General features: G+C 49.2%; 19 protein-coding genes and 1 tRNA gene. 10 read left to right on the forward strand and 10 right to left on the reverse strand.

Annotated features, from left to right (window positions below; genetic code table 11):
* The first annotated feature begins 80 nt into the window (after positions 1-80).
* Both H6F72_RS16050 and H6F72_RS16055 read left to right on the forward strand, forming a co-directional pair.
* Positions 81-1061, forward strand: a complete 981-nt coding sequence (locus tag H6F72_RS16050; RefSeq protein ID WP_199299120.1) for an ROK family protein — start codon at positions 81-83, stop codon at positions 1059-1061.
* Positions 1062-1124: 63 nt separating this feature from the next.
* Positions 1125-1862: a DUF554 domain-containing protein gene (locus H6F72_RS16055; protein WP_190437560.1), complete on the forward strand. Its 738-nt coding sequence runs from the start codon at positions 1125-1127 to the stop codon at positions 1860-1862.
* A 3-nt stretch (positions 1863-1865) separates the two neighbouring features.
* Here the strand turns inward: H6F72_RS16055 and H6F72_RS16060 are convergent, their stop codons facing one another.
* The 4 genes from H6F72_RS16060 to H6F72_RS16075 form a co-directional block, all read right to left on the reverse strand.
* Positions 1866-3011: a hypothetical protein gene (locus tag H6F72_RS16060; RefSeq protein ID WP_190437563.1), complete on the reverse strand. Its 1146-nt coding sequence runs from the start codon at positions 3009-3011 to the stop codon at positions 1866-1868.
* A gap of 76 nt (positions 3012-3087) precedes the next feature.
* Entirely contained in the window at positions 3088-4158 is a 1071-nt protein-coding gene (locus tag H6F72_RS16065; RefSeq protein ID WP_190437565.1) for a 3-deoxy-7-phosphoheptulonate synthase, read from the reverse strand.
* A 586-nt stretch (positions 4159-4744) separates the two neighbouring features.
* Complete coding sequence (locus H6F72_RS16070; RefSeq protein ID WP_370527509.1) at positions 4745-5380, reverse strand: hypothetical protein; 636 nt, start codon at positions 5378-5380, stop codon at positions 4745-4747.
* 20 nt (positions 5381-5400) lie between these two features.
* Positions 5401-6330 carry an exopolyphosphatase gene (locus H6F72_RS16075; protein WP_190437567.1) on the reverse strand — a complete coding sequence of 310 codons (930 nt, stop codon included), beginning with the start codon at positions 6328-6330 and terminating at the stop codon, positions 5401-5403.
* Between the two features lie 261 nt (positions 6331-6591).
* Here H6F72_RS16075 and ilvA point away from each other — a divergent pair, with 261 nt between their 5' ends.
* Complete coding sequence (gene ilvA, locus H6F72_RS16080; RefSeq protein WP_190437815.1) at positions 6592-8103, forward strand: threonine ammonia-lyase, biosynthetic; 1512 nt, start codon at positions 6592-6594, stop codon at positions 8101-8103.
* A 26-nt stretch (positions 8104-8129) separates the two neighbouring features.
* On the opposite strand, the gene H6F72_RS16085 is transcribed toward ilvA, so the two are convergent.
* Both H6F72_RS16085 and H6F72_RS16090 read right to left on the reverse strand, forming a co-directional pair.
* Entirely contained in the window at positions 8130-9470 is a 1341-nt protein-coding gene (locus H6F72_RS16085; RefSeq protein WP_190437570.1) for a cytochrome P450, read from the reverse strand.
* A 74-nt stretch (positions 9471-9544) separates the two neighbouring features.
* A complete protein-coding gene (locus tag H6F72_RS16090) occupies positions 9545-9952 on the reverse strand; it encodes a hypothetical protein (protein ID WP_190437573.1) in 408 nt (135 codons plus the stop codon).
* Between the two features lie 150 nt (positions 9953-10102).
* Here H6F72_RS16090 and H6F72_RS16095 point away from each other — a divergent pair, with 150 nt between their 5' ends.
* Positions 10103-10801 (forward strand): hypothetical protein, encoded by a 699-nt coding sequence (locus tag H6F72_RS16095; protein WP_190437576.1) that lies wholly within the window; start codon positions 10103-10105, stop codon positions 10799-10801.
* Positions 10802-10862: 61 nt separating this feature from the next.
* On the opposite strand, the gene H6F72_RS16100 is transcribed toward H6F72_RS16095, so the two are convergent.
* The gene (locus H6F72_RS16100; RefSeq protein WP_190437578.1) at positions 10863-14201 is read right to left on the reverse strand and encodes an efflux RND transporter permease subunit; all 3339 of its coding nucleotides are present in this window, start codon (positions 14199-14201) and stop codon (positions 10863-10865) included.
* A gap of 127 nt (positions 14202-14328) precedes the next feature.
* Positions 14329-15813, reverse strand: coding sequence for an efflux RND transporter periplasmic adaptor subunit (locus H6F72_RS16105; protein WP_190437581.1), 1485 nt, complete (start codon positions 15811-15813; stop codon positions 14329-14331).
* A gap of 418 nt (positions 15814-16231) precedes the next feature.
* Between H6F72_RS16105 and H6F72_RS16110 the strand changes: the two genes are divergently transcribed.
* Positions 16232-17392, forward strand: coding sequence for a tocopherol cyclase family protein (locus H6F72_RS16110; RefSeq protein ID WP_199299121.1), 1161 nt, complete (start codon positions 16232-16234; stop codon positions 17390-17392).
* A 58-nt stretch (positions 17393-17450) separates the two neighbouring features.
* A tRNA-Arg gene (locus H6F72_RS16115) sits at positions 17451-17524 on the forward strand.
* A gap of 62 nt (positions 17525-17586) precedes the next feature.
* Here H6F72_RS16115 and H6F72_RS16120 read toward each other — a convergent pair.
* Entirely contained in the window at positions 17587-17832 is a 246-nt protein-coding gene (locus H6F72_RS16120) for a hypothetical protein (protein ID WP_190437585.1), read from the reverse strand.
* Between the two features lie 340 nt (positions 17833-18172).
* Between H6F72_RS16120 and H6F72_RS16125 the strand changes: the two genes are divergently transcribed.
* The 3 genes from H6F72_RS16125 to H6F72_RS16135 all read left to right on the forward strand — a co-directional run bounded on the left by H6F72_RS16125 (position 18173) and on the right by H6F72_RS16135 (position 21351).
* Positions 18173-19798: a bifunctional diguanylate cyclase/phosphodiesterase gene (locus H6F72_RS16125; RefSeq protein WP_199299122.1), complete on the forward strand. Its 1626-nt coding sequence runs from the start codon at positions 18173-18175 to the stop codon at positions 19796-19798.
* Between the two features lie 559 nt (positions 19799-20357).
* Positions 20358-20609 (forward strand): hypothetical protein, encoded by a 252-nt coding sequence (locus tag H6F72_RS16130; protein ID WP_190437590.1) that lies wholly within the window; start codon positions 20358-20360, stop codon positions 20607-20609.
* 430 nt (positions 20610-21039) lie between these two features.
* On the forward strand, positions 21040-21351 hold the full coding sequence (locus tag H6F72_RS16135; RefSeq protein WP_190437592.1) for an RNA-binding protein: 312 nt from the start codon (positions 21040-21042) through the stop codon (positions 21349-21351).
* Between the two features lie 160 nt (positions 21352-21511).
* Here the strand turns inward: H6F72_RS16135 and H6F72_RS16140 are convergent, their stop codons facing one another.
* Positions 21512-22345, reverse strand: a complete 834-nt coding sequence (locus tag H6F72_RS16140; RefSeq protein WP_190437597.1) for an aldo/keto reductase — start codon at positions 22343-22345, stop codon at positions 21512-21514.
* Here H6F72_RS16140 and H6F72_RS16145 point away from each other — a divergent pair.
* On the forward strand, positions 22344-22496 hold the full coding sequence (locus H6F72_RS16145; RefSeq protein WP_190437599.1) for a hypothetical protein: 153 nt from the start codon (positions 22344-22346) through the stop codon (positions 22494-22496). The genes H6F72_RS16140 and H6F72_RS16145 overlap by 2 nt on opposite strands.
* Positions 22497-22500 lie beyond the last annotated feature (4 nt).

Consider the following 22500-nt stretch of genomic DNA (forward strand, 5'->3'; position numbering starts at 1 on the left):
AGACCTTCTATTCTCTGTTGTGCAAGGGCAAAACTCATTCAACCTGTAGAATTAAAAGCGATTGCTTTCTAGCAAGTTGGTTGAGTCGAGACAAGCCTGTGACAGAAACTCCTTTATTGCTGGCCCTAGATTTTGGCGGCACGAAACACGCAGCAGCACTGATTGGTCAGGGTGAGACGCAATGGCGAGATTCCCGCCGTAAGCTTTCTCCTGCCGAACCCACTGCCCAGACCGATTGGGAGATCATGCGATCGCTAGCTCACGAACTGCTGCAAGGTGCCAAGCCAAATGCGATCGGAGTTAGCTTTGGTGGGCCAGTCGATGCCAAAACCGGAACAGTGCGGCTCTCTCACCATGTCCCTGGTTGGGAAAATGTGCCCCTACAGCAGTGGCTAGAAACAGAATTTGGTGCTCCTGCTAGGGTGGATAACGATGCTAACGTTGCCGCCTTAGGCGAGCATCGCTTTGGAGCTGGCCAAGGCTGCGAGAGTTTGTTATATATCACCATCAGTACAGGCGTGGGCGGCGGCTGGATTCTCAACGGCCAACCGTGGTCAGGAGCCGAAGGGATGGCGGGAGAAATTGGTCATATCGTCGTTGATCCCGATGGGCCAATTTGTCTATGCGGCAAACGCGGCTGTGTCGAACGCTTAGCCTCTGGCCCTTATATCGCTCAAGCAGCACGAGAGCAGCTAGCAGCCCAACCCCACCGAGGCCAAATTCTGCGATCGCTGGTCAACCAAAACTTAGACGCGATTACCGCCCAAGTAGTGAGTGAAGCCACAGCTCAAGGCGATGACTTAGCTTGGGAAGTTTTGGAAGTAGCAGCTTGGGGGCTCGGCATAGGAATTGGCAATGTAGCTAACTTGATGAATCCGCAACGCTTTATTTTAGGTGGGGGGGTAACTAAATCAGGAGCACAGTGGTGGGAGACAGTGCGGCAAACGGCTCAGACTACCGCGCTACCAGAAGTTCATTTTGAAATTGTGCCTGCGGCCTTAGGTGATGAGGCTCCTTTGTGGGGAGCTGGGGCTCTGGCTAGCGATCGCCTCCAAGCATAATCTTTTAAGCTATTACCACTATGGTTTGTGATGCCCCTCTCACAGCTCCCTTAGGATCGCTCTATGACACTTGATTTTTGGGCTAAAACCAGCGGCACCTGGATTAATATCGGCACGGTCTTGGCTGGTACTGCACTAGGCTTGGGGCTGCAAGGTCGCTTGTCAATGCGAATGCAGCGCATCATTACTCAAGGCTTAGGGCTGATCACCTTGTTCGTGGGGATTCAGATGGCGGGCAGCTTAACCAAAACTCAAGCAGGCCGAATTGATGGCGTAGTTTTAGCATTATTGGCGATCGCCTTGGGCGGGCTGTTAGGCGAGTGGTGGCAACTAGAAGAACGCTTGACCGCAGTGGGGGACTGGCTAAAGCAACGCTTTAAGAGAGGGGGTGGCTTTACCGATGGTTTTGTCGCCGCGAGCCTCTTGTTTTGTGTTGGACCCATGACGTTAATCGGTAGCCTCAACAATGGCTTAACTGGAGACAACACCCTGCTAACCTTGAAAGCCACAATGGATGGCTTAGCCGCGATCGCCTTCACTAGCAGTTTTGGTATTGGTGTGGGCTTCTCTACCTTGATTATTTTGGTCTATCAAGGGGGTCTATCACTAGCAGCAGGGCTACTAGCTCAGTCCCTCCCCGATCCCGCCACCGATCCCTGTGTGCTGTTGGTGACAGGCGTGGGAGGGCTGATGATCTTGGGCATCTCCTTAAACTTGTTAGAGATCGCCCAAGTTCGCGTCGCTTCATTCTTACCAGCCTTGGCTTTAGCACCCTTGATCTATTTCATTTTGGCTCGCTAGCCACTACAGTTTTTCCCAAGCTTGAATTAGGGCTTGCAGAGCTTGAGGTAAACCTTCCTTGTCAATGTCGATATATTCAAAGGTGCTACCCATTGCTTGCACAGTTGAGGTGGGGTAATCGGCAAAAGCAGCACTGGTGAAGAATCTCAAACCATTCATGTTAGGGACTCTTTGCTGCTCTAGCACCTGTTGAAACTGACTCAGTTGTTGTTGAGACAAACGCTTGATCACCTTGGGTCCAGAGGTCGGAGAATTAGGACCTCGAGTTTGGCTGTAGAGCGTCCCGTCGGCGGTGAGGTAAGTATCAGTTACGCTTCCAGTCAAACCACCGGAAACGCTGAGGCGAAACACTACATTGTCACCAATCGGCGTAGGCGGTTCGTTTCCTTCAGGGATGAAAGAAGTGAAGACTTCACCTCGACTGCCGCTGGCTGTAGCATTTTGGGCAATGCGGGAAGCATCTTCGCTTACATGGTAGACCCACTGTTGGCGATCGCCCGCTACAATCACCTTCCAACCAGAAATCGCAATTCTCGTGCAAGCTCGTCCGGGTTCGTAAATCCCCATGCAGCCGTCAAAGGTGGCAGCTTTAGATTCTAAAACGCGCAAGCTAGAAGCAGGAACGCGAGTTTGTTTTGCAATGGTCTCAAACAGGCGATCGACCACTTGAGGCGGCAAAGCAGAGGGATCTTGAGTTTCTATCCTGATCACTTGAGCTTTCAGGTCAGTGCGGTAGACCCAATTCTCTTTACCATTGGTCATTTCAACTCGCCAACCTTCTACCGTTGCCATCGCGCAGCGCTCATTGGGTTGGGCCAGCCCTAAGCAGCTATCTCCCCAAGTTTCTCGGCTAAAGCTGACTACTTTTAAGTCGCGCGATCGCAACTCAAAGCGTTGAACTAAATCTTGTTTAACTCGCCGCACCACCATCTGGGGCAAACGAGTTTTAGCTTTAGCAGCTTGGGCTTGCTTAAGTTGGGCAATCAGGGGTTGGGAAGGGTGGGACAGCGTCACTGCTGCTGGTGCAGAAACAGCACCAAACATGACGGCACCCAACAGAGCTAACGACAAAAGCTTTTGAGGTTGCTTGGTTGCTGAAGAATTTGAAGTGAAACGCATCATTGGAAGCACCAGAAGTAAGAGAGTCATTCATTACTCTCCTAAACTAGCCTTCTGCAACCCACCCCTGAGTCCGGTTACAAAATTGGTTACAGAATTGACCAATCTAGGCGACTGGAACTCCTCCGGTTTGCCGACTCACCGCTTCTGCCAGATTTTCTAGCATTTCCGCAGTCGTGCCAAGGTCCACACAGGGATCGGTAATGCTCTGACCGTAGGTGAGTTGAGACAAATCGTCGGGAATGGGTTGACTGCCCGCCACCAAATGACTCTCAATCATAATCCCCATAATGTGAGGAGAGCCAGCTTTCACCTGAGCCGCAATGTCCTGCGAGACTAGGGGTTGGCGGGTGTAGTCTTTGTCAGAGTTGCCGTGACTACAATCAATCATGATGCGCTGGTTGAGCTTGTATTTGCTCAGTTCCTTGGCTGATTTCTCGATGTAAGCAGCGTCATAGTTGGGTCCTTGCTTACCACCGCGTAGCACTAAGTGACCATCTGGATTGCCTGTTGTAGTGACAATACTCGCTAGCCCTTGGGAACTGATCCCTAAAAAATGATGAGGAGAATTGGCTGCGAGCATTGCATTTACGGCAGCACCCAGGTTGCCATCGGTACCATTCTTATAGCCGACAGGCATAGAGAGCCCAGAAGCCATTTCTCGGTGAGTTTGGCTTTCGGTCGTACGTGCTCCGATCGCGGTCCAAGAAATGAGATCGGCTAAATACTGCGGAGTAATGGGATCGAGCAGTTCTGTGGCAGCGGGCAACCCTAATTTAGCCAACTCTAAGAGCAACTTCCGCGCCTGCCGCAATCCCGTATTGATGTCGTAGCTGCCGTCTAAATGGGGATCATTGATCAAGCCCTTCCAACCAATCGTGGTGCGGGGCTTCTCGAAATAAACACGCATGACGATCTCAAGCTGGTCTTGTAGTGCTGTCCGCAGCTTGAGCAACTTTTGGCCATACTCGTAGGCAGCATCCACATCATGAATTGAGCAGGGACCCACAATGACGAGTAGGCGTTGATCCTCTCCTTGTAGAATATTGCGGATGCGATCGCGGGTTTCTGCCACCAAAGTAGACACTTCTTCGGTGATCGGCAATTCGCTATGAATAAAGGCTGGACTTAATAGGGGACGCGTTTCAACGACGTGCAAATCGTAGGTTCTACGCATGGGACTTATAAACTCTCAACAAAGAAACCCGGTCTCTCAAATTGCAGCTTAACAGTTTCGCTCTCCATCGTGACGTTTGAATAGAGAATTTAAGCCACAATACTTAGACTTAAGCAATTCTAACTGGCCCAAAGCTCAACGTTTTGCGGCTAACGTCGGCGCAGCTATGCAAACACCTGCTCGACTGATAAGCTCAAAGCCATCCCCGCTAAACTTGGTAACCAGTCCGCGCCTGATAGTAAATCTGGCAAGCGCTCGGGCTGATAAACCAAGACTGAGCGCTCCTTGGGCTCAATTAACCATGCTTGCCGCCCCCATTGGTTTTTGAATTGCTACTCCACCGATATATTCCCACGCTGGCGACTCCTCAATAGAGGAGCGTTCGAGAAACTCTTGCAGAGTCAAAACTTGGGATGATGCGAGAGTATGGGCGATCGCTTACTTAACCTTTTGATGTACAGAATTAGCTTAGCAGTTACCTTAATAATGACTATCTTTGGGAGGTAGTGACTGCCTTAGCAAAAGCGATCGCCTTCTCGAATGTGAAAGAGCGATCGCCTTCATCCTGAACTAATTACGCACCTAATTAGCCACGGTTCCGCTCCAGCAAAAGCATCATCACCAGGCTCAACAGCACTTGAGCTTCTTCGTTACCACTGAGTTGATCGACCTGCTTGATTGTAAAAATTCGAGATAAAAATGCTGGGCGTTTCTCCAAATACATCACGGGGTTTCCGTTAGCCCGATTCACTGCATAAACTGGATTAAACACATAGCCCGTAAATAGCCCAACGATGGGAATCTCTGCAAATAGGCTATCCATGACTTTTACCCAGGGATTTTGCTCACTAATGGTAAAGACAGGAGTTCCACCATCGTAGATATCATAGTGAGCACGCCACAGGGACTTCATACCACGCCGCTTCACCGCACCCATTGTTTTGCCATTGGTATCTACAAAGTTGTAGCGAGCGGAAAAGTCAATAATGCGATCGGCTTTGATCTCGTATCTTAGCTGAGTCCGTTCCAAGTCAGAAAAAACATTGATGACTTCCTTGAGTTTGAAAAGCTTCTGACGGATACAGAAGACCGTATCACCTGTCGCGTCTTGCAGGGCAAGTTGAGGTGCCAATGACCAAAGCTTGAAGGTAAGAGTAAGTGGATATTGCATGGGTAGTTCCGGAAAGAAATCAGAAGGGAGCGATCGCGCTAACTGCTTCACATGGCTGTTTTGGCTATGCTTTAGCCATCTGTGTTAATTCGAGCAATCAATTCCTTTAGGGTTGCTTCAGCTTGAGCATTGTCGATTTGGCAAGTTCCCGCATTGGCATGACCACCGCCGCCATATTGCAGCATTAATTCGCCAATATTGGTTTTGGAGCTTTTGTTAAAAATCGACTTACCCACTGCGAAAACTGTATTCTGTTGCTTTACGCCCCACATCTGATGAATGGAGATGTTGCAGTTGGGAAACAAAGCATAAATCATGAAACGGTTGCCTGCATAGATTACATCCTCATTCCGCAGGTCTAAGACCACTAAGTTGTCATATACGGTGGCACAACGCAGAAGTTGATCTTTGAACTGAGATGCTTGTTCAAAGTAGAGGTCAACTCGTTCCTTAACATCAGGTAGTTCTAGGATTTCAGCGATGGTGTGATTTTTGCAATAGTCGATTAATTCCATCATCAAACTGTAGTTTGAGATATTGAATTCCTTGAATCTTCCCAAACCTGTTCTGGCATCCATTAAAAAGTTGAGGAGCACCCAATTCTTAGGATGTAAGACTTCATCAATATTAAATTGAGCTGAGTCTCCTTTATCAACGGCCTCCATCATTTCGGTGGAGATGTGGGGGAATTTCTCTGAGCCTCCAAAATAGTCGTAAACCACTCTGGCTGCGGAAGGAGCCTCTGGGTTGTTAATATAGCCTGCTTCAGGATTTTGATTTCGCAGAATCTCACTGTAGTGGTGATCGAACGCTAAATGAACTCCTGACACATAGGGTAGATTGGTGGTGATATCTTTATCGGTAATTGCAATTTTGCCATCCTGCATATCTTTGGGATGGACAAATTTAATTTCGTTAATCAAATCTAATTCTTTTAATAAAACAGCACAGACAAGGCCATCAAAATCGCTTCTAGTGACTAATCGGTATTGGTCGGTCATAACTACCACTAATAATTCCTCTTATAGTAAAACCCGTTACTCAATGCGACACAGCTTTTGGTATCAGCGATCGCAAGCTAAGCATTCCACCCTAGACTTCCCAGAACTTGCTAGATGGCGACAAAGAAAGTAAAACAGCTTAACTTTGAGCGCAGGAAACTATAGAAGCTTTTCTAATTCGCGCGATCGTCCACCTGCACAGCAAAAGGCGAGACTGGAGTAAAATTGTCCTTTATCTGCCACTGCTCACCCCTTGACCCCATGCTTTGCGACTACCTGGTACAAATCCTGACGGCTCGTGTTTATGATGTCGCCCAAGAATCGCCGCTAGAGTACGCCCCTAATTTATCGGCACGGCTAAATAATAAGTTGCTACTGAAGCGGGAAGATATGCAGTCAGTGTTTTCGTTTAAGCTGCGGGGGGCCTACAACAAAATGGCAAACTTATCCCCGGAGCAGCTAGCGCAAGGCGTGATTGCAGCTTCAGCAGGAAACCATGCTCAAGGGGTTGCTCTGGGTGCTAGTCGGCTAGGAACTCGTGCCATCATTGTCATGCCTGTGACTACTCCTCAGGTCAAGGTAGATGCGGTTAAAGCACGGGGCGGTGAAGTGGTGCTACATGGCGACACCTATGATGATGCTTATGCTTATGCCCGTCAACTTGAAGCGGAAAAAGGATTGACCTTTATTCATCCCTTTGATGACCCCGATGTGATTGCAGGCCAAGGCACGATTGGCATGGAGATTTTGCGGCAATGTCAGCAACCGATTCATGCCATCTTTGTCGCGATCGGTGGTGGTGGCTTAATTTCTGGAATTGCGGCTTATGTTAAACGGTTACGCCCAGAAATCAAAATCATTGGCGTAGAACCTGTGGATGCCGATGCGATGCACCAATCCCTTAAAGCAGGACATCGGGTGCGCTTGCCTCAGGTGGGGTTGTTTGCTGATGGGGTAGCGGTACGCGAGGTAGGAGAAGAAACGTTTCGCCTCTGTCAAGAATATGTAGATGACATTATTCTGGTGGATACAGATGCCACCTGTGCGGCGATCAAAGATGTGTTTGAGGATACGCGATCGATTCTGGAACCTGCCGGAGCCTTAGCGATCGCTGGAGCCAAAGCCTACGCAGAAAGAGAACAACTTGAAGGACAAACGTTAATTGCGATCGCTTGCGGTGCCAACATGAACTTTGATCGCCTGCGATTTGTGGCAGAGCGAGCCGAGTTTGGTGAACGTCGAGAAGCGATTTTTGCCGTCAACATCCCAGAGGAGCCAGGAAGTCTCCGCAAGTTCTGTGAGTGCCTGGGTCGTCGCAATCTGACCGAGTTCAATTACCGCATTTCTGACCAAAAGGAAGCGCATATCTTTGTCGGTTTACAGATTCAAAATCGGGCTGATGCCGCAAAGATGGCGCAAGACTTTGAGACCTGTGGATTCAAGACGATTGATCTCACAGATGATGAATTAACCAAATTACACCTCCGACATATGGTGGGTGGTCACTCGGCTCTGGCTCATCATGAACTGCTCTACCGCTTCGAGTTCCCCGAACGTCCCGGTGCCTTGATGAAGTTTGTCACCTCCATGAGCCCCAACTGGAACATCAGCATGTTCCACTACCGCAACAACGGTGCAGACTATGGGCGGATTGTGGTGGGGATGCAAGTGCCACCCCAAGAGATGCAAGAGTGGCAAGCCTTCCTCGACACCTTAGGATATCGCTATTGGGATGAAAGCCAGAATCCTGCCTATAAGTTGTTTTTGGGGTAGGTTTTTGGGGTAGTAAGACTGTCTCCCTAGCGGCGCGATCGCAGTACCATCTTAACTCCCCGTTCTGGCCTTAGTGTGACGCCTCCGCGTACAGGACGTTCTGGCTTTTGGTCGCTCAACTCTAATTCATAGCGCTGTAGGATCGTCGCTAACACCAATTTCATTTCAAACCAGGCTAAAGCTTCACCAATGCAGCGTCGGACACCTCCTCCAAAGGGTAAAAATTCATAGGGGGAAAACTGGCGCTCTAGGAAGCGTTCGGGTCTGAATTGTTTGGAGTCTGGGTACAGATCTTTACGATGATGGGTGAGGTAAATGCAGCCAAACACCCTGATCCCTGGCTGTAGTGAATAGCCCATAAGCTCTACAGGTTCCTTCACTGCTCGGGGCACTGTTAGCACAGCAATGGGACAAATCCGGAGAGTTTCTTGGCAAACTGCTGTGAGATAGGGCAACCGAGCAATACTGGTGGGATCAGGCGCATCTCCTAATGTGGCTAGCTCCTGAAGTATCCTCTCCCGGACATGAGGAAATTTATGCACCCAGTAGAATGTCCAGGCGATCGCAGAGGCTGTAGTTTCGTGGCCTGCCAACAGCAAAGTCATTAATTCATCTTTTAATTCTGCATCAGTCATGCCTCCTCGAGCTTCATCCTTAGCGGAAAGAAGGAGGCTCAAAATATCTGAATTAGCAGGATCATGATGTTGGCGACGAGCTTGAATTTCCGTGTAGAGTAGTTCGTCGATTTGCCGCTGGACATGCCGCACATATCCCCAAGGACTGCGAGGACCTAAATCTTTTTGTAAGTTAGGGAAAAAGAGCAAGCCTGCTATCAACGGAGATTTAAACAAATCCATCAGTGTAGTGATGCGTTGCTTTAGCTCATAGAATCGCTCTCCTTCCGATAGCCCAAACACAACCCTCAAGATCACATCCATCGAGATGTTCTGTGCTAGGCTGCGGGCAGTAAAGGACTGACTAGGCGCTAATTGAGCAAAGGCTTTATCTGCCAACTCAATAATTGATTGCCCATAGGCTCGCATGCGATCGCCGTGAAATGGAGGCAAGAGCAGTTTGCGCCCCTGGAGATGGCGATCGCCTTCTAATACCAGCAGGGAATACTCACCCACTAAAGGCCGCAACAATTGATTAGGCGGAGCGGCGAATTGTTTGGTATCGCTAGAAAAAATTTGTTGAATTGCGGCAGGATGACTAACCAGCAACATGGTATCGGCATTTCCCGTAACAGGTGCATTGAAAATATCTCCGTAACGTTCTGCTGCTGTCTCCAGGAACCTTAGAGGATCTAAGGTATATTGCAGTTTTTGTAACCAAGATGGTATTTTCGGACCGTCAGGGATATTCATCGTAGTTACTGGTTAAAGTAGGAAACTGGTTCAAGCAAGAGCGGGCTTTGCCACCGCAGATTATACCCTCTGTTTCATTTTGCAGTAGCTTGTTGAATTCTCTCCTCAATGTCTTCTAGCGTTTGAATCACGAGGCGCTTAGCTTGTAGTTTCCAGCCCCACTGTTGAATCTTAAAGGCGGCAAACCCAGCAGCAGCCACGATCGCAAAATCGAAAGGTTGGGAGAATGATATCCCTAGCAGTAAGCCGAGTCCAGCAATGCCCCAAAATGGCAGGGCGACGGTCTGACGCTGTTTCTCCACAAGTTGGCTTAAGGTATCTGTCGGCATCTCTGCCAGCAGTGTTTCTTTAATCTGCCGCTGCTCTGCTAAAGGAACAGAGATACCGATTTTTTGACGCAGTTTTTCTATCTTGCGAGCATCAGTGCTGTATTGAGTGAGTTCATCCTCTGCCATAAGGATCAAGCGTTCTAGCTGTGCCATTGTTTATTACTGTGATTTGAAGAAGTCGAGTAATAAGAGTTTATAACATGGTCTCTTCTTATCCTTCAGTGGCAAGAAAACTGCGTGTGACGTTGCCCCTCAAATTATGCAGCAAGGGTTTCTAAAACTCAGGAAAACGATTTGAGATGGATGTATCTTCTATCAGTTGTCTCCTGCCTACCCCAGCAAGAGAGCAGCGATCGCTACAACTCTCTCAACTTGCGTATTATGAAACGTTTTGCTATTTTTGGCCTCTTCCTATCTTTAGCTGCTGGCTGCACGCCCTTACAGCCCGCTCCTCTACCTGCCCCATACCCTGATACTGGGAGTCCGTCCCCAACTCCAACTATCACTCAGCCTACTTCTTCTCCCTCTAGCACTCAAGGAAAAAATACTTTTCAGAGCGATCGCTTTGGCTTTCGTTTCCAATATCCGGAAGGTTTTACACCGGATAATCGCAGTGAGAATCAACCTCCAGAGGCTAAAGAAGCTCTGCTAGGGCGCATAGAAGTTTGGGAAAGTGAAGACTACCAGGCGATCGCCTCTGGCACTTGGAAGGGAGGTGAGTATCCGGCGAGCGTGACAATTTCAGTTTTTGATAATGCTCAGAAGCGCCCCCTCGCAGCTTGGAAGGAAGCCAATCTGAGCCGAGGCAAAGATAAAAATATTACGGTAGCGGGTCAAGATGCGCTAGCTTATGCTTCCACAGGTCTTTATGAAGCAGATAATGTACTCTTCTCTAGTCCCGATGGTCGTTATGTGATTCATATTCATGGCGCTTACATCAACCCGGAAGACCCCATGCGTCAGGCTTATCAAAAAGTAGTATCCAGTTTCGAGTTTCAGTAAAAGCAAGAGCGATCGCCTTATTTGAGTAAAGCGATCGCTCCCTGAATGTATGCCCTAATCTCTAGTGATGATCTGTGGCGCGGCTAGCAGTAGTTTCTCGGCTGTGATGACCTGCACCGTCACTATGCCCATCCTTATGACCATCTCCGTTGCCATCTCCGTTGCCATCTCCGTCGCTGCCCATAGTCGCTGAGTTTACACCTACAAAGGCTGGCTGGCGCGATCGCCGGAGCTGAGATTCAGCGGTTTTAATCACGATGTACAGCACAGGCACTACAAACAAACTGAGCACTGTGGCTACGCACATTCCGCCCACGATCGCTGTACCCAAAGATTGTCGGGCTGCGGCCCCTGGTCCGGTAGCAACGATCAGGGGCACAGCACCGATCACCGTTGAAATGGCGGTCATCAAGATTGGGCGTAAGCGGTCTCGGCAAGCTTCCGTCACCGCTTTGGTTAAAGTCAATCCTTCGTCAGAAAGTTGGTTGGCAAACTCCACAATCAAGACTGCGTTTTTACTCGCCATACCGATCAGCATGACTAGCCCGATCTGGGTGTAGACATCATTTGCAGTGCCCCGCAGCAGCACCGCAAATAAGGCTCCCAAAACCGCTAATGGCACAGTCAGCATGATGATCAGAGGATCGGTATAACTTTCATACTGAGCCGCCAGGGTTAAGAAGACAAAGATAATGCCTAAAGAGAAAATAAAGACCGCTGAACCGCCTGCCTGAATCTCCTCCAAGGAGAGACCAGACCACTCATACCGGAACCCCTTGGGCAGGGTTTCGTTGGCTACGGCTTCCATCGCCTTGATTGCTTGCCCAGAACTAACGCCAGGTGATCCTGAGCCATTAATCTCTACAGAACGGGAGAGATTGTAATGGGTAATGATTGAAGGGCCGATTGTTTGATTTACGCGCACCAAGTTGCCGAGAGGAATCATCCTGCCAGCTCGCGATCGCACATACAGCTTCTTGATGTCTTCCGGATTAGAACGGAAGCGGCTATCTGCTTGCACATAGACTCGGTAGGCCCGTTGAAACTGGTTGAAGTCATTTACATAGGCTGAGCCGAGGAAAATTTGCAACGTGCTAAAGATTTCTTCCGGTGAAACCTGGAGTTGGTTGGCTCTCACCCGATCCACTTCTACGGAGATCTGGGGAGTGTTGGCATTAAAGGTAGGCCGCAACCCAGCTAGTTGAGGTTTGTCAGGAGCGGGATAGGTAGTTGCCCGCCCCATGAATTTACCTAACACTTCCCCAATCGTGTTGAAGTCGCTGCCTGTGCGGTCTTGTAGGTGAAACTCAAATCCCCCAAAATTACCAATCCCTTGAATAGCGGGTGGGGGAAACGGCACCACGATCGCTTCCTTAATTCCAATCAGTTGCGGAAATAGCCCCGATGGTTGCGGAAAGAAGCCGCCAATAATGCCTTTAACCGACTGTTCTGCTTTAGGACGTTCTGCCCAGGGTTTTAGGGTGGAGAAAATTAAGCCATTATTGGGTGTAGCACCACTGAAGCTAAATCCTCCCACCGCAAAAATGTTCTTAATTTCAGGGCGTTGCTTCATGATCTCCTCAGCTTTTGCCAAAACTTCTTCGGTGTAGCTGAGGGATACGCCTTCTGGACCTTGAACCAGTGTAATAAAGTAGCCTTGGTCTTCATCGGGTACAAATCCCGCTGGCACGATCGTATAGATCCAGTAGGTAAGGACTAAACCCGCTGAAAACAAGGCCAGCACAATGCTTTTGCGCCGAATGACTTTTGTCAGTGTTCCAGTGTAGCTTTGGCGGGTCCGCTCGATCGCACCGTTAATGCCATTAAAAAACCAATTGTTTGGCGTTGTGTGTCCTTGCTTCAGCAGCAAAGCTGACAAAGTAGGCGTAAACGTAATCGCGTTGAAAGTAGAAACCACAACCGAGAAAGCGATTGTGAGCGCAAACTGCTTATATAGTTGCCCTGTGGTGCCAGGGAAGAAGGCAATGGGCACGAACACTGTGATCAACACCAGCGATGTGGCAATGACAGCACCAAACAGCGCATTCATGGAGGCGAGAGCTGCCTCAAGGGGACGCAGTCCATCCTCGTTAATCCGCCGCGAGATATCCTCCACAATCACGATCGCGTCATCAACTACCAGACCTGTAGCAAGTGTTAAACCGAACAAGGTCAGAGTGTTGATCGAGAAGTTGAGCAGCTTGACAAAGATAAACGTACCAATGAAAGCTACCGGAATCGCGATCGATACTACCAGCGCCGCTCGCCAGTTCTGCAAAAATAGGAAGATTACTAAAATCACTAACGCGATCGCCTGGAAGAGCGAGACGATTACCTCTTCCGCCCCTGCTTGAATAAAAGTCGTGGTGTCAAAGGCGATTTCGTAATGCAAACCGGGAGGGAAACTAGCGGTCAGCCGTTGCATCTCATCTTTGACTGCTTGTGCTGTATCCAGAGCATTACTGCCGAACTGCTGGGTGATCCCTAGTCCTACTCCCCGATGGGTGACGCGATCGTCTGAGGTAAAGCGCAATACGGAACCGTAGTTTTCCGCGCCTAATTCCGCTCTGCCCACGTCTCTCAGCTTCACCAACGTGCCAGCATCCGTACTTTTGATCACTAGCTCGTTGAATTCTTCCGCATCTTTCAGCCGTCCTTGGGCTGTCACTGCATATTGATACTGTTGCCCAGTAGCAGCAGGAGGCTGACCAATTTGTCCCGCGCCAATTTGGAGGTTTTGTTGCTGCAATGCCACCACTACATCTTGTGGGGTCAAGTTGCGGCTAGCTAGGCGTTCTGGGTCAAGCCACAGCCGCATAGCATATTTGCGCTCTCCAAAAATCTGTACCCCGCCCACGCCTTCGAGCCGCTTTAAGGCATCAACCACATAGAGGTCGGCGTAGTTGCTGAGATAAACATCGTCGTACAGATCTTCGTCTTTGCCCTCGTCCCGGTCAGAGTAAAGCCCGATCGCTAGCAAAAAGTTGTTGTTGGCTTTGGAAACTTGCACCCCTGTCTGGGTGACAGGTCCAGGCAGACGTGAGACTACAGTTGAAACCTTGTTCTGGACATCAACCGCAGCAATATCCTGATTTAGACCCAAGTCAAAGGTCAAGTTGATACTGCTGGTGCCGTCATTGGCACTAGTAGACTTGATGTATTTCACCCCAGAGACACCGTTGAGTTCCCGTTCCAAAATGTTGGTAACAGTTGACTCTACGATCTCCGCATTCGCGCCAATATAGTTAGACGTAACGCTGACCTGGGGGGGCGTAATGTCTGGGTACTGGGCGATCGGCAGGGTAGGGATACAGGCAAGGCCTAACAAGGTCACAACGATCGAACAGACCGTAGCGAATACAGGACGTTTGATAAAGAAGTCGGAAATGGAGAGAATCATAACTTCGCTACCCGTAGAAGCGGCCGTAGAAGTGCTAGAGACGAAGGATTCAGTCAGGAATTTTTGGATGAATCTAAAATTGAACTGCCGAATGCTTCGCTTCTACAAGACATGGCACAGTATCGTTTTAAGGAGCGCTAGCAGGAGCGTTAGCAGGTGGAGTATCTGCTGCGATCGGCATGCAGTTCTGCAATTGCAGGATGCCAGAAGTCACAATGCGATCGCTCGCACTGAGTCCTTCTACGACTTCCTGGTTGTTGCCGACAATCCTGCCTAACTTGATGGGTTTCTGCACGGCAACTAATTGGTCAGGCTCCACCTGGGGTCCGCCAGGAGCACCACCGGGAGCCGCATTAGCTTGTGCCTGCGCTTGACAACCTGAGCTTTGAAATGGAGCTGCCACGAAGATAAAATCTCTGCCGCCTAGCCGAGAAATGGCGGTAGTAGGAGCCAGAACTCCAGAGCGTGACTGCCAAATTACTCTGGCCCGGACAAACTGCGACGTCCGGAGTTGATTGTTGGCGTTGTCGAAGAGCGCCTTCACCTGTACTGACTGAGTTGACGGATCAACACTGGGCGAAATAAATGAGACTTTGCCTGTCTGCAACACCCGGTCTTGATCACTCAACAGCTTGACAGGCAACCCTAAGCGCAAATTAGGCGCTCTTTCCAGCGGGATGGCAATTTGTACTTCCAGTTCCTGGTTTTGCGTCAGGGTCAGTAGAGGAGTTGCAGCACTGACAACATCACCCTGCTTGACTGGGATATTGCCAATAACGCCTGCAAAAGGAGCGGTAATAGCGTAGTCTTGTAGTTGCGCCTGCCCTTCTGCTACATTCGCCTGGGCTTGCTCCAAGGCTCGCTGACTTCTGACCACTTGAGATTTGGCTCTGTTGATGGCACTTTGTTGAGCCCGGATGTCAGCCTCCGTCTGCCGGACGGTTGCTTGAGCCGTTTGCAGCGCATTGAGTCTCTGATCCAGAATTTGTCGGCTTTCCGCTCCTTGTCGCTGGAGTTCCTGGTAGCGCTCGTATTCGCGCTGATTTAGCTGGACATTGGCTTGATCAGCCGCTCGTTTTTCTTGCAACGCTTTCAGCGTGTCGATCGCGCTGGCAACATCGGCTTGCGCAGAATCAATATCAGCGGCGGCTGTATCAACCGCAGCATTGCGACTAGCGACTTGCGCCCGTTGCTCAGCCGCACCAATTTGTAAAAGTGGCTCACCTGCTTCAACGCGATCGCCCGCTTCTACATAGATAGCTGAGACTTGGCCTGACACACGCGGTTGTAGGGTCACAGACTGCCGTGAATCCAAAGTAGCCGCATAATCTGAGCTATCTTCTACTGGGGCTGATTCAGGAGTGCCTAATTGCACTAGAGTCGGTGGTGGCTGCATGGAGCCTGCCATCAGCATGGGCATGATGAAGCGGCTAAAAATGATCCAACCTATGCCACCGAGAAGCAGCAGGCCAATTGTAACAGGCAGTAACCACCGTCGAAAGCGGCTTGAGTTAGGGGGCTGACTCGGCTCTTGCGGGTGTTGAGGAGCGTTCAGTTCTCCCTCAGAGATAGCTGGGAGAGCAGGTTGCTGTTGAGTATCGTTGCCGCTCATAGGGAATGCCTTGAATCCGAACAATGGTTTAAGCCACTACAAAGAGTGATGCTCGAAATAGTGATGGTTGAGCCCGCTCAGAAAAACAGAGCTAGACTTCATGCTTGTATTCAATTAGCTTCAGATACGGCTTTTTCTGTGAACCAAACTAAATAACTAAGAATATTTTCGAGCTAGAGCAGCAAAGATGAATGAGCCCAAGTTATCACAGGCGATCGCAATTCGACTTCATGCCGTTATCTCACCCAATCGGGTGAAGTGGATGGCTATTGCGATGGACCTGTAGAAAGTTTATTGATTGTAACTTTGCGTTAGATTACCTTAACACTGGACGATGCTAAATTCTATCCGGGTGGGGACGAAAATTCTGGTAGCTTTTTACTACCCTATCTCAACCACTACTAGGGGCTAATTACCGTTGGTTCAGCAAGCATCAAGCTGCATCGCTTCCTTAATCTCCTCTTTACTACCAGCCTCTGGCTCCCTTCAAACGCCTCATAGCGGCTATCACTGGGACGGTAATCCGCGTCGGTTTTTTGAAGGCTGGTACTACCGAGTGACATTACCCGATCTGGGCCAAACCTTTGCCTTTATGTACTCTATTGAAGACCCGCAGGGGGGGACACCTGTCAGCGGTGGCGGGGCACAGATCTTAGGGCCAAACGACGAATATCTCTGCCGTAGCTTTCCTCAAGTCCAGCAATTCTGGGCGTGGCAACAGGCTCTAGGCATAGGTCATTGGCGGCACACTAGCGAAGCCGCTCATAGCCAAGCTACTCAAGGTCATTTGGAAACTAAGCAGCCGAGATTGCTACCCCCGGCAGAGTTCGATCGCTGGGTCAATGAAGGGTATCAAGCAACGGCAACCTGGCATCAGGGAGTACTGAATGATCCCGGCTCTGGGGCATCAGCTCGCTGGCAATACAAAATTCAGCCTATTTATGGTTGGGGTAACGTTGGTAGTCCGCAACAATCTACCGCTGGCTGGCTCTCTTCTCTGCAAATTTTTGAACCTGGCTGGCAAATCCTTATGGCTCACGGATTAGCCACAGGTTGGATTGACTGGAACGGTCAGCGCTACAACTTTACGAACGCGCCTGCCTATAGCGAGAAAAACTGGGGTGGTTCATTTCCGCAGAAATGGTTTTGGCTCAATTGCAATTGCTTTGTCAATGAACCAGATCTAGCCCTGACGGCTGGAGGAGGTCGGCGGGGAGTGTTGTGGTGGATGGAATCGGTCGCCATGATCGGAATTCACTATCGAGGTAAATTCTACGAGTTTGTCCCCTGGAACAGCAAAGTAACTTGGCAGATTAAACCGTGGGGTTGCTGGCAGATGCAAGCTGAACAAGACCAGTATCGAATAGAGCTAACGGGGACTTGTGAGACACCAGGGACTCCTTTGCGCGCCCCTACAGAACAAGGTTTAATTTTCTTCTGCCGTGACACGATGCATGGGCACGTGACCTTACGCCTCTGGCAACGCGATCGCTCTCAACCGATTTTAGTGGCGCAAAGCCATCTCTGTGGCTTGGAAGTGGGGGGTGGACCTTGGGAAGAAACGTGGGAGTCTACGTGATGCTGTTAAGGCTCTTGCATGCACTCACACAACTGTTATGATCGTGATGTTTGAAACTGGGGTTGTAGCTCAGATGGATAGAGCGATCGCCTCCTAAGCGATAGGCCGCGGGTTCGAATCCCGCCAATCCCGTAGGTTTGAGCCTGTAGTTTGACTGGTGTCCTGCATCTGCATGGGTAAAGGTATGGTGAAAGTTAGCTGGCGATTGCGCTAACCGCTTGAGGTGATAAAGCTTTCACGAGATTAATCCACGTCAGCGTGTCTTCAGAGTGGGGAAGCAGTGGCAAGGTGTGCAAAAACGAAACGAGGTCTTCTAAGCAACTGTAAGGTTCGCTCGTGAAGTACAGATTTTCGACCCAGTAAATAGTTTCATCTTGAATCGTGGCCGTTTTGAGCAGATATCCTCGGCCCAAGGCGAGATTGAACGCTCCATTCATCATAGTTAGACTCCGCAACTGTTGGACTTTGCAGCTTTATTGATGAGTTTCAGTATCGGTTGAATGGCTGGTAGTACCTATCAGCAAAGTTGCTCAACCTTATCCGCTAGATGATGGAAGATGGCGATCGCAATATCGGGAAGTCTGTAAGAGACAGCCTCGTTGAGGCTAATTTCCTGGAATTGTCAAGTAAAACCACCTCTCATCTCAATAGAGGTGTTTGACAACTCACCTGTTGTCTTTTAAGTCTCACTCGTTATTTATGTCGCTCTCTCAGAAGCTTCATCTCTATTCATTTCTAGCTGGCTTTAGATTCCTCAAAACTAGCTATATCGCCAAAATAATGGCAGTGGCATTTTTAGGCACCCATGTTCCTCTTCTCACGTTATTGCTAACTTTTGTTACCTCCCATTCCTATTCCTGGGAAATGGCAATCCCAGTCTTAGTCATTGCTTTGGTCGCGACGTTGATAGGTACCGCAGCCACTCTCTATGCCTTACATCACCTTTTGATTCCAGTCATTTTGACTTCTACGGTTTTGCAAGACTATCTCAATACTAAAACCTTGCCGGAACTACCGACAGACTTTGAAGATGAAGCTGGGACGTTAATGGCGAATACCTCCCAAACGCTACACCAATTAGATGAGTTGATTCACTACATCCGCCATTACGATAACTTGACTGGCTTGCCCAATCGGGATTTGTTTTGCGATCGCCTGTATCAAACTCTGTCCCCAGTTCCGAACCAGCCAAGATTGGTGGCGGTTCTGTTAGTGGGGATTGATGACTTTACGGGCGCGAGTCACGCTTGGCAACCGGAGACTGCCAACCTGCTCCTTAGAGCCATGGCTCAACGTTTAACTACTTGCCTAGGTTCCACAGAGATTTTGGCCCATCTCAGCGAGGATCAATTTGCGATCGCTCTCACAGACTTGCCTTGCTTGGAGAGTGTGATTAAGCTTTCTCAGTTAATCTTGAGCACGCTAGCAAAACCTTTCGCTTTAGAAGGCGGGCTGATTCGGATTACAGCCAGTGTGGGAATTACCATCAATGAGCTGGGAGAGCGGCAAGGCGTCGAGCCACTTTTACAGCAGGCTCACATGGCACTTTACCGAGCCCAGCAGCAGGGACGCGGCCAATACCAATTTTATTGCCCCGAAATAGCCGCTCAGTTGCAAGAGCGCTTAGCGTTAGAGAACGAATTGTATGGTGCTTTAGAGCGCCAGGAAATGCGAGTTTACTACCAGCCTTTAATTGATTTACAGAGTGGAGAATTGACAGCGGTTGAGGCACTAGTGCGTTGGCAGCATCCGACTCTGGGTTTGGTTTCCCCCGCTAAGTTTATCCCCATTGCTGAAGCCAATGGTCTGATTGTGCCACTGGGAGAATGGGTGTTGCGTACGGCATGTGCCCAGAGCCGAGCTTGGCAGTTGGCTGGATTTCCAGCCATGCGAATGTCCGTCAACCTGTCCGCTCGACAGCTAGAACAACCCAATTTAGTGGACATGATTAGGCAGGTTTTAGCAGAGACGGAGCTAGAGCCAGCCTATCTAGAATTGGAAGTGACTGAAAGCGCGTTGATGGTGGAGCTAGAGCGATCGATTGATACCTTAAAACAATTGCAGGGACTGGGCATCCTGCTGGCTCTAGATGACTTCGGTACAGGATATTCCTCCCTCAATTACTTAAAGCAATTTCCGGTGAGTCTGCTTAAGATCGATCGCTCCTTTGTGCAAGATATACTGTCGAATCCAGACAGTGCTGCGGTGAGCGATGCCATCATTGCTTTGGCAAAAAGCCTGCGGTTAAGCATTACAGCGGAGGGGATAGAAACTGAGGAACAGTTGGAGTACCTGCGCCAACGGGGATGTCATGAAGGCCAAGGATTCTACTTCAGCCGTCCTGTTCCCGCAGCTAAGCTCACGCAAATGCTGGAAAGTTGTTCTCAGCAGGTACAGGTAGCCTGAGGATCAGCTCCTGCTTCTCTGAATATTTTCGTGAGTTAGCTGAAAAGCAAAGAGCTGAATAAATTTTAGCTGCTATCTTCTCTCCGTTCTAAAAGCTGACGTGGGCTTACCTGAACGGAGCGATCGCCCGATCGCGTTACTAAGCGAGTAATGGCGTTGACCGAAATCTTTCACTTGTTTGAGCACCTCTAGTTGGGGTGCTTTTTGTTTGCAGGGGAAGACTGGCACAACTCTGTGGAGAAGATGTGCGCACCTCTTTTCAAGAAGCTGACTTAATTAAAATCTTCCTAAGAAGATTTTAAGCAAAATTGCTATTGACGAGAAAATAGAGCTTTTGATAGAATTTCAAGCCTTTACGTGGTACTATTAAAAAACACCGAAACTCTTAGTAAAGCTAAGGACTCACGATACGTAGTTTCCTTCTGAGCCTAGAACTTGCGTAAGAGCGGCAAATCTGCAAATTACCCCTAATCAAAAAAGCATCATTCAATCGCTATCACCTCGTAGGTAGCATTGAACCCGTTCAGCTAAGCTAATTTCTTCATAGGTTTGGTGGTCATTGAAAATTCAAGCGTTAGAGATTCAAGTGGGCGATCGCATTGTTGCTTATTGCAACAACAAGATGCAAACCTGCACAGTGAAGCACATCGTAGATCCTGGGCAGCGTAACGTTACTTTGTCAGTTTCTACGTCCGAGCACTCTCGCAACTCCATTTCACGGGTGGTTCGGTTTCATCAAGACGCTTGGGTGGATTTGCAAGCCAAAGCTGCAAGTGCAAATCCTGTGATAGAGGATGCTTGCCAAGCGTAGTTCTCACCCGAGGATGCATGGTAACAGAGCAGGCTGATGGTGAATCGCTGATTTGCTAGTCATCTCGGCGGAAAAGAAACTCTAGTTTAAGGAATCGTTATGTCTAAAGAGCAGAAAGGCAACAAAGAATCTAAAAAACCGAAAGCTCAGTCTGATGGGACCAAAAAAGAAAAGAAAGACCCTAAGCGACATGACGGACTGGGCGGCAAATAAACGATTAGGTGTGGTGGTCCACCAGAAAGTAAAATTAAGATTTTCTGGTCAGGAAATAACTCAACACACCACCTAACTATTGTGTTATGGTTGAGAAGAGAATTAGTAATCGGTTGCAGCGTTTGTTTTTAGCATTGACGGTTTTTTCACCTTTGGTATTGGCAAGCTTCTCTCCGAAATCTCAATCTCTACACCCCTATGATTTTGGAGACAAGCTATGTCGATTTATGTAGGCAATTTGTCCTATGAAGTTACAGAAGCAGATTTGACTGCTGTATTTGCTGAATACGGTTCAGTTAAGCGAGTTCAGCTTCCCACCGATCGCGAAACTGGTCGGATGCGTGGCTTCGGCTTCGTAGAAATGGGTGCAGACGCTGAAGAAGCAGCTGCCATTGAAGCATTGGACGGAGCTGAGTGGATGGGCCGCGATTTGAAGGTTAACAAAGCCAAGCCTCGTGAAGACCGTGGTGGTGGTTCCTTCGGTGGTGGCGGTGGCCGCAGAAACGACAGTTTCTCTCGCGGTTACTAATCCCTGAACTTTTGTCGCTTGATTCTCAAGCCATTAGTTTTCAAGGATTGAGAGAGCTAAACTGGCCAAACTTAATGTCTGGTTAGGTTCTCTAGCTCATCAAATTTAATTTGTATAGGCTCAGGTTATTGCTACCTGGGCCTTTGTTTTTGCTCTATTTTTACAACATTTCTAGGGAAACTCTCTTCGTTGGGGCTGGAAAGGCCGCATCCAAGGCTTGCAGATCCTCCGGCGTGAGTTTCAGATCCAGCGTGGCTCGATTTTCTTCTACGTGAGCGATACTGCTGGATTTAGGAATGACAATCACATTTTCTTGGTGCAGCAACCAAGCGATCGCGATTTGAGCGGGAGTTACGTTTTTTTGTTGGGCAATGGTCTGTAGGGTACGATGCTGGAGCAGTCGGCCTTGTTCCACGGGTGAGTAGGCCATGATCGGGATACTTCGTTGGCGGCACCAAGGTAACAAGTCCCACTCAACGCCACGACGCATCAAGTTGTAAAGCACTTGATTGGTGGCGATCGCTTCTCCTCCGGGTGAAGCAATGGCTTGCTTCATATCGGCTACATCGAAATTACTGACTCCGTAATCTCGGATTTTGCCCGCCTGCTTCAGGGTTTGAAAGGCTTCCAAGGTTTCGGAGAGAGGGACAGAACCTCGCCAGTGCAATAAATAAAGATCAAGATAATTAGTTTTGAGCCGTCGTAAACTGCGCTCACAGGCAGCGATCGCGTCTTGACGAGAGGCGTTGTGCGGATAAACCTTGCTGACTAAAAAAGCGGAGGAACGCCGATCAGCAATGGCTTCAGCAATCACAGTTTCAGCACCGCCTTCGCCGTACATTTCGGCTGTATCAATCAGAGTGATACCGAGATTAAGGCCATGCTGCAAGGCTGCGATCTCGTTGGGACGTTGAGTAGCAGATTCTCCCATCCTCCAAGTGCCCATCCCTAAGGCTGGAATTGATTGACCCGATGGTAAGCGGATGGTTCTCATGGCAACTCTGGGAAGCAACTTTTTCAGACACTGCGATCGCGCTGCAATTCAGGAATACGACAGCAATTCTGGGCACAATAGCGCACTTAGCAACGATGAACATCTAACTGGAGGGCGATCGCCTCATACTCCGAAAACCTGTCCCATCTAGCTAT

This window comes from Trichocoleus sp. FACHB-46 (assembly GCF_014695385.1).
Taxonomy (GTDB): domain Bacteria; phylum Cyanobacteriota; class Cyanobacteriia; order FACHB-46; family FACHB-46; genus Trichocoleus.

Bases quoted from the DNA above. Each gene is read 5' to 3' on its own strand.
- H6F72_RS16090 (WP_190437573.1), bottom strand. From the start codon at position 9,952: ATGGCACAGCTAGAACGCTTGATCCTTATGGCAGAGGATGAACTCACT.
- H6F72_RS16100 (WP_190437578.1), bottom strand. From the start codon at position 14,201: ATGATTCTCTCCATTTCCGACTTCTTTATCAAACGTCCTGTATTCGCT.
- H6F72_RS16135 (WP_190437592.1), top strand. From the start codon at position 21,040: ATGTCGATTTATGTAGGCAATTTGTCCTATGAAGTTACAGAAGCAGAT.
- H6F72_RS16065 (WP_190437565.1), bottom strand. From the start codon at position 4,158: ATGCGTAGAACCTACGATTTGCACGTCGTTGAAACGCGTCCCCTATTA.
- ilvA (WP_190437815.1), top strand. From the start codon at position 6,592: ATGCTTTGCGACTACCTGGTACAAATCCTGACGGCTCGTGTTTATGAT.
- H6F72_RS16145 (WP_190437599.1), top strand. From the start codon at position 22,344: ATGGCAACTCTGGGAAGCAACTTTTTCAGACACTGCGATCGCGCTGCA.
- H6F72_RS16120 (WP_190437585.1), bottom strand. From the start codon at position 17,832: ATGATGAATGGAGCGTTCAATCTCGCCTTGGGCCGAGGATATCTGCTC.
- H6F72_RS16060 (WP_190437563.1), bottom strand. From the start codon at position 3,011: ATGACTCTCTTACTTCTGGTGCTTCCAATGATGCGTTTCACTTCAAAT.
- H6F72_RS16085 (WP_190437570.1), bottom strand. From the start codon at position 9,470: ATGAATATCCCTGACGGTCCGAAAATACCATCTTGGTTACAAAAACTG.
- H6F72_RS16095 (WP_190437576.1), top strand. From the start codon at position 10,103: ATGTATCTTCTATCAGTTGTCTCCTGCCTACCCCAGCAAGAGAGCAGC.
- H6F72_RS16105 (WP_190437581.1), bottom strand. From the start codon at position 15,813: ATGAGCGGCAACGATACTCAACAGCAACCTGCTCTCCCAGCTATCTCT.
- H6F72_RS16075 (WP_190437567.1), bottom strand. From the start codon at position 6,330: ATGACCGACCAATACCGATTAGTCACTAGAAGCGATTTTGATGGCCTT.
- H6F72_RS16125 (WP_199299122.1), top strand. From the start codon at position 18,173: ATGGCAGTGGCATTTTTAGGCACCCATGTTCCTCTTCTCACGTTATTG.
- H6F72_RS16140 (WP_190437597.1), bottom strand. From the start codon at position 22,345: ATGAGAACCATCCGCTTACCATCGGGTCAATCAATTCCAGCCTTAGGG.
- H6F72_RS16055 (WP_190437560.1), top strand. From the start codon at position 1,125: ATGACACTTGATTTTTGGGCTAAAACCAGCGGCACCTGGATTAATATC.